The organism is Citrobacter sp. Cpo103 (genome assembly GCF_030332605.1).
Lineage (GTDB): Bacteria > Pseudomonadota > Gammaproteobacteria > Enterobacterales > Enterobacteriaceae > Citrobacter > Citrobacter portucalensis.
Map to the genome: position 1 here is coordinate 88,578 of NZ_JAOWHO010000021.1, position 12,544 is coordinate 101,121.

Consider the following 12,544-nt stretch of genomic DNA (forward strand, 5'->3'; position numbering starts at 1 on the left):
CAGCTTAACAGCAATAAAGCAAACACATTTTATTATCATATTATTTACTTTTAGAGGTGCGTCATAAATCTGACAAATTGCGATTTTTACAAGTTATGCATATTAAACTACATAAACCGCAAAAAAACCGCAATTACAGCCAAAATAAAGAATAAATATTCACCACCAAGCCAAAACCCACACTAATCATACCGATAATCCGTGTTAGCCAGGCAGGCCGTTCTATGAAAAAAATGTTAAATTTAGGTTTATATGGTGAGATTCACTGTATACCACGGCCAAATTAAGAACATATTACTTTTATAACTAAGGTTTATCATGGATAAGTTATCTTACGCTTCAGATAGCAGCACATCTGCCTGGAATACCTACCTGCAACAAATCGAGCGTGTGGCCCCTTACCTGGGCGAACTTTCCCATTGGGTGGACACCCTGCGCCACCCAAAACGCGCGCTGATTGTCGATATCCCGGTGCAGATGGATGACGGCACTATCCGTCATTTTGAAGGGTATCGCGTGCAACATAACCTCTCCCGCGGTCCGGGCAAAGGCGGTGTGCGTTATCATCCTGATGTTGATCTTAATGAAGTGATGGCCCTGTCTGCATGGATGACCATCAAATGCGCAGCGTTGAATCTGCCCTACGGCGGAGCCAAAGGCGGTGTGCGCGTCGATCCGTTCTCACTTTCTGAAGGTGAACTGGAGCGTTTAACCCGCCGTTATACCAGCGAAATCGGCATTATCATTGGGCCGCAGAAAGACATTCCTGCGCCGGATGTAGGTACGAACGGAAAAGTCATGGCCTGGATGATGGATACCTACTCCATGAACCACGGCACCACCGTGACCAGTGTGGTCACCGGTAAACCTATTCACCTCGGCGGCTCGTTAGGCCGTGATAAAGCCACCGGTCGCGGCGTTTTCGTCAGCGGTCTGGAAGTTGCGCGTCGTGCGAACATTGAAGTTGAAGGCGCTCGCGTGGCGGTACAAGGTTTCGGTAACGTCGGCAGCGAAGCCGCCCGCCTGTTCGCCGCAGCGGGTGCGCGTGTCGTCGCAATTCAGGATCACACCGCAACGCTGTTTAACTCCACGGGTATCGACATGACCGCGCTGTCTGCCTGGCAGTTAGAGCACAAACAGATTGCCGGTTTCCCAGGCGCTGAAACCATCGCCAGCGAAGCCTTCTGGAGCGTGGAGATGGATATCCTGATCCCTGCCGCGCTGGAAGGACAGATTACCCGTCAGCGTGCAGAAATACTGACCTGCAAACTGGTACTTGAGGGCGCTAACGGCCCGACTTACCCGGATGCCGATGATATGCTGGCAAGCCGCGGTATCATCGTGGTACCTGACGTCGTATGTAACGCAGGCGGCGTAACCGTCAGCTACTTCGAATGGGTCCAGGACATGGCAAGCTTCTTTTGGAGTGAAGAAGAGATCAACAATCGCATGGACAAAATCATGACTGATGCGATGGTGCACGTATGGGAAAAAGCAGCTGAGAAATCCTGCTCCCTGCGTACCGCAGCCTACATTGTTGCCTGCGAACGCATTCTGCTGGCACGTAAAGATCGCGGAATTTATCCGGGCTAATACGACGTCAGATACGCCAACGTTTTTGACCGACGATAAACGCCAGTCGTGAGTTACGCCAATAATGCTGCATTATTTGTGGCATTATTGGCGTGTAGTAGCCTGATTCATCTGCCCCGCTTTCTGCATTTTACTTACCCAATATCTGCGCATTTTGTTAGCCAATAAACATTAAATTCCATCGCTGCAACCATAATTTGCGTTAAGAACCCATAGCAACGCATTATTGGTTGCAATGTCTACTACCAATATTACGCCCCCCATATATATTGACGAACTGATTAAAAATCCCGAATAATTGTCGAATTATGGCATTCTGGCTGCAGGGAAAGTTGCCTGACACAGTGCGATTAGATCGGGCCGGGAAAACTCAGCGAATAACCACGTGAGAATATAATGGTCGATCATTCATCTGCTTCTGAGCACAACGATTTTACTCGTTGCCTGTCTCTTTTCGACAGCGCATTTCCACAAATCTTATCCCTGCTGGGTATGCCAGCCCCCACGCAACTTTCGCCTGATACGTTTTATTATTCACTTGATAAAGCCCGAGAGAGATTGGGCAACTGGAGCAGTGTAGCGGCCCGGTTTAACTATAATGAGCAGGAAATGGCGAGCTTTCTTGCGGCATTACGCACCTTGAACAAATGGCTCGGCAGAAATACAGATGGCCAGCCTGCCGACAGAAATCTGACCATTGCCGCGTTGCGTTTTTTGTGGCAGCTCGAATATTTGCGAGAAAAACAGCCTCAATTAACTTATTCAACGACGCTGCATAACGAAGGCGAAGAAAAGCAGTTACGTAGTTTGCAGCAGGTACGAGCATTAGAGCTGACCATTCGTAGTTTAATTAATGAAGCGTACAATAACCAACAAGCCCTACTTGAGCACCTAAACAAACTATTTGGTCAGGAACGTGTAAAAAAATGGCTCAACGTTGCCGATCGTGATGACGTATTGAGCGGTACCCTTTTCAGTGAACTCGCCTCACTATTTATTGATAAAGACGAATATCCCATCCACTACTCTCCACTTTATCAATATACCCCTTTGCTCAGCTTTGTTAACGATAAACGTAGAACACTGAATACCTTTCTTGACGATATTCGCGTAATTCGCAACCGTCTGGCGCATCATAAGCGGGTAACCTCCGTCCAAACAACATTGGTGAATTACTATTACCAAGAAATTACTGAGCCGGTACAGGAGGCCTTCGACGAAGGCCGGGTAAAAGTTAACCCTGATCGCTTTTTTGATGACAGCAATGCTGAGGTTGCTCACTATTTCGAACAGACAGCCCAAAAAATTGAAGATCTCGGCGGTGACGTTCAGGAAATAAAGGATGATCTGGTGGCTCAGGCTCAGGATATTGGAAAAATCAAAATTGATACGCGCATCATTCGCAATCGAGTAGCCTGGGTGCTGGGCGGTATCGTCGTCATTATTGTTGGCTCAGTACTGACTTTCGGAACCTCAACCAAGACGCTGGTGAATACGGAGTCCATCCGTAGCGATCTCGGGGAAGTGGGTAAAACGGTTGCTGGGGCGAAAAAAGAAACCAGTAACGATCCGCGTAAAGAACTGGCGAATATCGGCATTGCCTGGGATGAAAAAAATCTTCGCGCCGCTATCGATCGCGGTGATACCCAGGTTGTCAATCTGTTTCTTGCCGGAGGCATGCGCTGGAAACTGTATTATGCCGAAGCCGCATTACTGGAAGATCGCCAGGAAACGTTGAATGCCCTATTACAATCAGCATCGTTGATGGATGAAAAAAACGGCTGCCTCAGAATGGCCGGTAAATTACGTCAGCAAGCGGACCACAATGGCACGCTGACCCCCATACAGATTCGTTATTTAAAAACATTCTGTTCTTCTGCCAAGGATGTTCAGGGTATTAAAGCGGAACTCGACAGAGCGCTTAATTTTGAGAAAGCCCAGAAGAAAGCTTACGATGAAGAAATGGCCAAAAATGAACCTGCAGGTCGCTGTGAGCGCCGTCTGATGGCCGATAATGCGCGTGAGTTACTGGCTGACGCGGCGCAATTTTCACTGCAAAGACCGACCACTTATTCACTCCATGATGTGTTATTGAAAGAACTGAATACGCGTCTGATGTTCGGCACACTCAACGAGGCAGAGTTAAAAAGCCTGGTTAAGAACTACTGCGTAAAACAAGAAAACCATGAACCCAATATTGCGATTGGCGATAACTGGAGTCGCTCACAACGGGTCATTTATAACGTAGTCAAATAATGAGCGATCCAACAACACATTCATCGAAAGAGAATTATATGTTCGCATTCAATAATGCATGGCCGCTGTTTACTTTCGAGTTCAATCCGTCGCAGCGTGATGCACCGGCAGGCAGCCTACTGATCGGATTGGGCGACGGCAATGATACGGAAAGCCATAAGGGTGTCGCGCTCAATAACAAAGGATACCGTGCAGGTCACTACAATTCGGTGAGTGAACTGGTGGCAAATGCCGACGATCGTCAATGGTCTATATGGCGCAGTAAACTCTCAAGTGTCCAGGGAATACAACGAATCGTTATCGAAGATTTCTCTCTGGATACCTGTTTTACGCTGTTGCTGTTTTTGAACCATCTCGATGCCGCTGGTTCGCTGTCGCTATCAACACATCCGTGGCTGGAATACGTCACCGCATGGGAAAGCGGTATTTATCTGGACGGTGATGATACAACTCGTTCTGCCGCTTGCTTGTTATCCGCACTCGCGCATAGCAGCCTGTGCGAGCAATCCATGGATGATACTGTCGTTGTTCGCCACAACATGCTGGCCTGCCTTCGCCTGTTGAGCGATATGATGATAGCCAACCCAGACCCCACCGCAGGCATTATGCCCATGCACACGCAATGTTATGCAAGTGCGGTCGCAAGTCTGGCGTATGAGCAACAGATTTACCAACACGTGATCAAGCGTTCGGTTACCTGCCAACTCCTGCTGGATCTCGGCACAGGCCGGCGGCAAACGGTGGTTGATGCATTGTTTATTACCGAAACGCTCCCTTCTGGGATGTTGAAAATTCTCGCGCGCTGCGATAAAGAACGCAGTTGGACGCACAATGGATTTGGGTTGCTGGCCATTTATCGACCGCGAGAAGCGGGTACGGGAAATGATATCGTTATTTCGCTCAACCCGATTCAGGGGACACGCCTTGATGCCCTGTGGTCCGCTCTGGAACAACGTGAAGATGTGGCCTGGCAAGGACTACGCCCGCACGATACTCCGCGTTTTCTCGAAAGCTATCGCCTGGCCGGAAGCGATAAATTGATCCCAGGCGCACCGAACCAACCCTGGTACGACGATCAAGGCAGAATGACGCTAATTGCGGCACCGAAGCAGCTTGCGCCCGGAGAGCCCGCCTCGAAACTGACCTGGCAAAAAGACGTTTTGCCCGCAATCTGGGAAAATTATTTTACCCGTTATCTTGATAACGCCATTGTGCCAATAGCTTTACCCGAACTTGATTGCCGCACAAAAGGTAAATGCATTCGTGTCTATCAGCATCGCATCCCGGAGGGTGGTGATATTACGATCGTCCCGCTGATGCGAATGATCGATACCCCCACCTTTCATGCGTGGCTGGCAGCACAGAGCGATAGCACGCGCGTCGTTAGGAGTCCTGCGGATCTCCCCCCCACCAGCGAGTACCACTGCCAATGGTACAGCAATATTCTGGTTGTCGCTCACCGTCATGGCGTCACAATCTTCTGTCGCGAAGAAGAGGATAAACATCTGGCGATACTGATTAAAGCGGCCATTTCTGTAGCGGATGTAAGCCATGAGTATGAAAATTTTCTGGCGAACTCTGCCCAACAGATTGAACAGTGGCTCAAGGATCTGCTCGAGTCGCAGCAAAAACACAACCGAAAGGGAAAAATTCGTCGTCTATCTGACTGGTCCGAAATGATGCTGGAAACCAAAGCCCAGGCGCTAAAAGCCATGAATAAAGGTGCTTTAGTCGGCAACGATGCCCTACATAACCAGCTGAGTGAAGATCTCTCTCGGCAGTGGGGATTGTCTGAGCAACGTCAGGAGCTCATGACGCAGATAGAGCAATTGGATCAGCTCATGCGCCAGGCTATTAGTCAGCGTCAGGAAAAACGCCAACGTATTTACGGCGCACTGTTTTCTGCTTTAGCACTCGGCGCGGCGGCTAACCATATTTGGGAACCGATTAAAGAGATAAAAACAACAAACCTTTATGAATGGCAACTCATGCTATTCAAAGAGCAGCCAGCCCCAGCAATGGACAAGTTACAGGCGATTGCTGCAGATGCCGCGCGATATGAAGTCTATACCCTGGCTATTCTGCTAATTTTTGGTTTTATTGGTTTTATCTTGTTCTGGTTTTTCGATTTTAATGGCAAAGAAGAGTAAGGGATAACGTTTTACTCATGATGCCGTCAGCATAAACTTTGCCGCATCTCTCACTTCCGCTGTTTTATGCACCACCACGTTTCAATATGGAACATTAAAAGATGCTAATGTTCCGTATTGAAACGCCCTTCACAGCAATTTTCTTTTGCGTACCCGTGTGCAAAATTACCTTATCGGCAGCGAGCGGTCGCCGTGACGTTGAACCAACCGATACCCTACATCAGATGCCTGCCCGAATTTGGCAGCCATCCAGGACTGTCTGCGGAGCATAAATAATGAAAAAATTGATCAACCGTGTTGAAGACGTACTGAATGAACAACTCGCCGGACTGGCGAAAGCGTATCCTTCCCTGGCATTGCATCAGGATCCGGTATATGTCACCCGCGCAGATGCGCCGGTGATGGGCAAAGTGGCACTGCTTTCCGGTGGCGGCAGCGGACACGAACCTATGCACTGCGGCTACATTGGTCAGGGCATGCTCTCTGGCGCCTGCCCGGGTGAGATTTTTACCTCACCCACGCCGGATAAAATGTTCGAATGCGCCATGCAAATTGACGGTGGCGAAGGCGTGCTGCTGATAATCAAAAATTACACCGGCGACATTCTTAATTTCGAAACCGCTACCGAGCTGCTGCACGAAAGCGGTGTCAAAGTCACCACCATGGTGGTGGATGACGACGTGGCGGTGAAAGACAGTTTGTATACCGCCGGTCGACGTGGCGTGGCGAATACCGTATTGATCGAAAAACTGGTCGGCGCGGCCGCCGAACGTGGTGATTCGCTGGAAGCCTGTGCGGCGTTGGGCCGTAAGCTGAATAACCAGGGCCACTCCATTGGCATAGCCATTGGTGCCTGTACCGTTCCAGCCGCCGGACAACCGTCTTTCACGCTGCAGGATAACGAAATGGAATTTGGCGTAGGTATCCACGGGGAACCGGGCATAGACCGTCGCCCCTTCACCTCTCTCGATCAGACCGTTGATGAAATGTTCGATACCCTGCTGGAAAACGGTAACTACAGCCGTACACTCCGCCACTGGGACAACGTCCAGGGCGCGTGGCAGGAAGGTAAAGAAAGCAAGCGGGCGTTACAGAGTGGCGATCGCGTTATTGCGCTGGTCAATAATCTCGGCGCGACGCCGTTGTCTGAACTCTTCGGCGTATATAACCGCCTCGAAAGCCGTTGTCAGGATGCAGGCATTGTCATTGAGCGCAACCTGATCGGCTCTTACTGTACCTCTCTGGATATGACCGGTTTCTCAATCACCCTGTTACAGGTAGATGACGAAACGCTGAGCTTATGGGATGCACCGGTTCACACCCCTGCTCTCAACTGGGGTAAATAAGGAGATTTATGATGTCCCTCAACAGAACGCAAATTGTTAACTGGCTCTATCGTTGCGGCGAGATCTTCACCACAGAAAGTGATTTTCTCACCGGACTTGACCGGGAGATCGGCGATGCCGACCACGGTCTGAACATGCATCGTGGTTTCAGCAAAGTCGTTGAAAAGCTGCCGTCCATCGCAGACAAAGACATCGGCTTTATTTTGAAAAACACCGGTATGGTGCTGCTCTCAAGCGTCGGCGGGGCCAGTGGACCGCTGTTTGGCACCTTTTTTATTCGCGCCGCTCAGGTGACTCAGGCTCATCAAAGCCTGACGCTTGAAGAGCTGTATCAAATGATGCGTGATGGCGCAGAAGGTGTGATTAGCCGCGGTAAGGCTGAACCTGGCGACAAAACCATGTGCGACGTCTGGCTGCCAGTAGTCGAGTCCTTACGCCAGTCCTGCGAGCAGAAACTGAGTGTACAAGCAGCGCTGGAAGCGGCAAGCCAGCAAGCGGAAGCCGCAGCACAAAGCACCATCACCATGCAGGCTCGCAAAGGCCGTGCCAGCTATCTTGGTGAGCGCAGTATTGGGCATCAGGATCCCGGCGCAACGTCGGTGATGTTTATGATGCAAATGCTGGCTCAGGCGTCCAGAGAGTAAGGATAAAGCGATGGTAAACCTGGTTATTGTTTCTCACAGCGCCCAACTGGGCGAAGGCGTCGGTGCGCTGGCCCGGCAGATGTTAATGGGCGGTGATTGCAAAATCGCCATTGCCGCAGGCATTGATGATCCTGAGAATCCGATTGGCACCGATCCGATCAAGGTGATGGAAGCCATCGAGTCCGTGGCCGATACGGACCACGTGCTGGTGATGATGGATATCGGTAGTGCATTACTGAGTGCGGAAACCGCGCTGGAACTGCTCGACCCTGGCATTGCCGCCAAAGTGCGTTTGTGCGCAGCGCCACTGGTTGAAGGCACACTGGCCGCGACGGTTAGCGCCGCCGCGGGTGCTGATATCGATCGGGTCATCCGTGATGCCATGAACGCCCTCGACGCCAAATGTGAGCAACTGGGTTTACCTTCGCCATCCGCAGCGAAACCCGCATCTGCTGTACAGTCTCCCGATGCAGATGCCCGTTCTGTTGCCATTGTGGTGAAAAACCCTAACGGCATCCACGTTCGCCCGGCTTCGCGGCTGGTTTCCGCGTTGTCTGGTTTTAACGCCGACATGTGGCTGGAGAAAAACGGCAAGTGTGTGGTTCCTGATAGCCTGAATCAGATAGCTCTGCTGCAGGTTCGCTGTAATGACACGCTGCGCCTGATTGCCAAAGGCGAACAGGCAGAGGATGCGCTAGCCGCATTTAAACAGCTGGCAGCAGAGAATTTTGGTGAATCGCTCGAGTCCGCTAATGCTGATAACAAGGCAGCTCAGGCTCCCTCAAAAGTCACGGGGACGGCATTCTGTTACACGCCGTTCTCACCCGAGGTAAACCCGCAGTTAGCCGCATCACTCCAGGCTGAGCAGCAGCGATTACAGACCGCCATCCAAAGTACGCTGAACGATCTGAGCGAACTCACCGCACTTGCTGAAGAACGATATTCCGCAGATATCGCTGCCATCTTCTCCGGTCACCACACGCTGTTGGACGATCCTGAACTTTTTGAAATGGCCTGCGATGTAATGCGCGAAAAGCAGTGCAGCGCCGCCTGGGCCTGGCATCAGGTGCTGAGCGATCTCAGCCAGCAGTATTTACAGCTCGATGATCCTTATCTGCAGGCGCGATACATTGATATTGAAGATTTGCTGTCTCGTTCACTGCAGCATTTGACGGGAGAGAGCGCACAAATTCCCGCATTTTTGCGCCCCACTATCCTGGTCGCTGATGTCATTTATCCGTCTACGGTACTGCAACTCGATCCGAAGACCATCAAAGGTATCTGCCTGCGGGACGGCAGCGAAGCCTCGCATCCGGCGATTATCGCTCGTGAAATGGGTCTGTGCTGGATGTGTCAGCAAGGCGCGGCTCTCGATAGCATCAAGATGGGCGATACTCTGACCATTGACTGTGTCACACAGCGGATAACCCGCGCAAACTGATTCCGAAGCACACCCTTTCCAACAAAGGGTGTGCTTCTTCTCTATTCACGTCGGGAAATGTCTGTTTATTCGCAAAATGGGGAGCCGATCACGCGCAACGGTCATTCCTGAACTAAGGTTTTCTCATGGTAAATGCCGCTACTTCGGCACGCCGCTAAGGAGATTAACCGATGATAACGCCAGCAACTCGCCATCCTGGCCTGCTCTCTGTTGCAATAAAACTGACGCTCGCAAGCACCTTTTTTGCCCTTTCCTCTTTTACCGTCAACGCCGAGGACGCACCAGCCGCTACGCCTGCGCCGCCTGATATTCTGCTTGGTCCCCTGTTTAACGATGTACAAACAGCCAAACTGTTTCCTGACCAGAAAACCTTTGCCGACGCGGTGCCAAACAGCGATCCATTAATGATCCTTGCCGATTACCGGATGCAGAAAAACCAGTCCGGATTCGACTTACGCCATTTTGTGCAAGTGAATTTCACCTTGCCGAAAGACGGCGAGAAATACGTGCCCCCGGCCGGGCAATCACTACGCGAACATATTGACGGACTGTGGCCAGTACTCACTCGTTCGACCACCACCGCTGAAAAATGGGATTCGCTGCTGCCGCTCCCGGAGCCGTATGTGGTACCTGGCGGGCGTTTTCGCGAAATATATTATTGGGACAGCTATTTCACCATGCTGGGGCTTGCCGAGAGCAATCACTGGGATAAAGTCTCGGACATGGTGGCAAACTTCGCTTACGAGATTGATTCCTGGGGACACATTCCTAACGGTAACCGCACCTACTACCTGAGCCGTTCGCAACCGCCGTTCTTTGCCTTTATGGTTGAACTGCTGGCGCAGCACGACGGGAATGATGCGCTGAAAAAATACCTCCCGCAGATGCTCAAAGAGTACAGCTACTGGATGGAAGGCATCGAAACACTCCAGCCCGGTCAGCAAAATAAGCGCGTGGTTAAACTGGATGACGGCACCATTTTGAACCGCTACTGGGATGAGCGCGATTCGCCTCGGCCAGAGTCGTGGGTAGAGGATATTGCCACCGCTAAAAGCAACCCAAACCGCCCGGCCACAGAAATCTACCGCGACCTGCGTTCAGCTGCCGCGTCCGGCTGGGATTTTAGTTCCCGCTGGATGGACAATCCTAATCAGCTGGGCACTCTGCGCACCACCAGCATCGTTCCGGTCGATCTCAATGCGTTGATGTACAAAATGGAAAAAATGATCGCCCTCGCCAGCAAGGCTGCCGGTGATGATGCCAAAGCGGCGCAGTACGATGGCTTCGCTAATGCCCGACAAAAAGGGATCGAGAAGTACCTGTGGAACGACAAAGAAGGCTGGTATGCCGACTACGATCTGAAAAGCCACAAAGTACGCAACCAGCTCACGGCCGCCGCTCTGTTCCCGCTGTATGTCAATGCGGCGGCAAAAGATCGCGCCAGTAAAGTCGCCACGGCCACCCAGGCACATCTGCTGCAACCGGGCGGCCTTGCTACCACATCAGTGAAAAGCGGCCAGCAGTGGGATGCCCCCAACGGCTGGGCTCCGCTCCAGTGGGTCGCCGCATCCGGGTTACAGAATTACGGTCAGGATAACGTCGCCATGGACGTAACCTGGCGATTCCTCACCAATGTTCAACACACCTACGATCGCGAGAAAAAGCTGGTTGAGAAGTATGACGTGAGCACCACTGGAACCGGCGGTGGTGGCGGTGAGTATCCGTTGCAGGATGGTTTCGGCTGGACCAACGGCGTAACGCTGAAAATGCTCGACCTGATTTGCGCCAAAGAAAAGCCCTGTGACAACGTACCCGCGTCGCGACCTACCCCTGCAAGTACAGCGCCAGTCGAGTCTAAAAAACAGACTCAACCGACGCCATAACATCATAGCCTGAGCCGTTTTACTTCCTGAATCCGCGCTTCGTCGCGGATTTTTCTTTCTTATATTTCCCCCTTCCAGCTGTCTCTATGGCCTCTAGCCCTTATGGGGTATCCGGGGTTTTCATCCGTGATAAATTGATTCCGAACATGTTTTTATTCGCTGTATATGTAAATATATAGCGAATTTGTAACCTTCAGGATAACAATAATGCCACTGACAAGACGGATGTTTGCCCAACTCGTGGCATCTGCACTGCTGCTCCGCCATCTTCCCGCGTTTGCTCAAACCTCGCTGACTGTGGCTATTGGAGACTCTCCGAAGCCAGAAATGACCCAACGCGTGGTCAGCGCGGGCGCACCTGCTGACATGCTGCTGCTGGCCGTCGCACCGGAAAAACTGGTGGGGCTTTCCTCCTTTGATTTCTCTCGCCAGACCGCCATCCCGTTTAACGATAACATTCGGACTTTGCTGAAACTCGGCAGGCTGGCGGGGCGCGCCAGCACACTCTCGCTTGAAGCACTCCTGGCGCTCAAACCTGACCTGGTTATTGACTGCGGTAATGCCGATGAAACATGGCTTTCTCAGGCCAGACAAGTGAGCGCACAAACACACATTCCCTGGCTGCTGATTAACGGCGAATTGCGCCATACCCCAGAACAGCTGCGCGCAGTCGGTGAAGTATTGGGCGTCGTCTCGCGAACCGCAATGCAGGCCGCGCTGGCCCGTCGATTTATCGATGATGCAATAGCTTTCTCGCATTCACCCGCGGCGAATCTGCGTTTTTATGCCGCGCGCGGTGCCAGAGGACTGGAGACTGGTTTACAAGGTTCTCTGCATACCGAAGCAGCAGAACTATTGGGGTTGCACAATGTGGCGCACATCCCCGGACGACAGGGGCTCACACAGGTCTCAATGGAAAATCTGCTCAGCTGGCAGCCGGATATTATCCTGGTACAGGATGCGGTGACAGCGCAGTTCCTACGAGAAGATCCGGTCTGGCAAGGAGTCAAAGCGGTTGCTGACCGGCGCATTCTGTTTCTCAGCGGTCTGCCGTTTGGCTGGCTGGATGCACCTCCCGGCATCAACCGTTTACTGGGGTTACGCCGCCTGCACGCCTGGCTTGATCCTCAGGTTAACGCGAGCTTTAAAGCTGATATGCAGCGCTACAGTGAGTTGTTCTGGCACACCACGCTAAGCGACGCACAGTATCAAAGGTTGGTGGCAGTCTGAT

At 51.7% G+C, this 12,544-nt stretch carries 8 protein-coding genes; all 8 read left to right on the forward strand.

Features of this window, described 5'->3' with window-relative positions:
* The first annotated feature begins 318 nt into the window (after window positions 1-318).
* Window positions 319-1,593, forward strand: coding sequence for a Glu/Leu/Phe/Val family dehydrogenase (locus OGX89_RS04635; RefSeq protein ID WP_032943729.1), 1,275 nt, complete (start codon window positions 319-321; stop codon window positions 1,591-1,593).
* Window positions 1,594-1,989: 396 nt separating this feature from the next.
* Window positions 1,990-3,849 carry an STY4199 family HEPN domain-containing protein gene (locus OGX89_RS04640; protein ID WP_126317872.1) on the forward strand — a complete coding sequence of 620 codons (1,860 nt, stop codon included), beginning with the start codon at window positions 1,990-1,992 and terminating at the stop codon, window positions 3,847-3,849.
* 38 nt (window positions 3,850-3,887) lie between these two features.
* Window positions 3,888-5,999 carry a hypothetical protein gene (locus OGX89_RS04645; protein ID WP_126957277.1) on the forward strand — a complete coding sequence of 704 codons (2,112 nt, stop codon included), beginning with the start codon at window positions 3,888-3,890 and terminating at the stop codon, window positions 5,997-5,999.
* Between the two features lie 275 nt (window positions 6,000-6,274).
* The gene (gene dhaK / locus OGX89_RS04650) at window positions 6,275-7,345 is read left to right on the forward strand and encodes a dihydroxyacetone kinase subunit DhaK (protein ID WP_003833521.1); all 1,071 of its coding nucleotides are present in this window, start codon (window positions 6,275-6,277) and stop codon (window positions 7,343-7,345) included.
* Window positions 7,346-7,356: 11 nt separating this feature from the next.
* Complete coding sequence (gene dhaL / locus OGX89_RS04655) at window positions 7,357-7,989, forward strand: dihydroxyacetone kinase subunit DhaL (protein WP_020996617.1); 633 nt, start codon at window positions 7,357-7,359, stop codon at window positions 7,987-7,989.
* Between the two features lie 10 nt (window positions 7,990-7,999).
* On the forward strand, window positions 8,000-9,430 hold the full coding sequence (gene dhaM, locus OGX89_RS04660) for a dihydroxyacetone kinase phosphoryl donor subunit DhaM (RefSeq protein WP_063940851.1): 1,431 nt from the start codon (window positions 8,000-8,002) through the stop codon (window positions 9,428-9,430).
* A gap of 170 nt (window positions 9,431-9,600) precedes the next feature.
* On the forward strand, window positions 9,601-11,313 hold the full coding sequence (locus tag OGX89_RS04665) for an alpha,alpha-trehalase (protein WP_126957279.1): 1,713 nt from the start codon (window positions 9,601-9,603) through the stop codon (window positions 11,311-11,313).
* A 207-nt stretch (window positions 11,314-11,520) separates the two neighbouring features.
* Window positions 11,521-12,543 (forward strand): ABC transporter substrate-binding protein, encoded by a 1,023-nt coding sequence (locus tag OGX89_RS04670; RefSeq protein ID WP_126957281.1) that lies wholly within the window; start codon window positions 11,521-11,523, stop codon window positions 12,541-12,543.
* Window position 12,544: the final 1 nt, after the last annotated feature.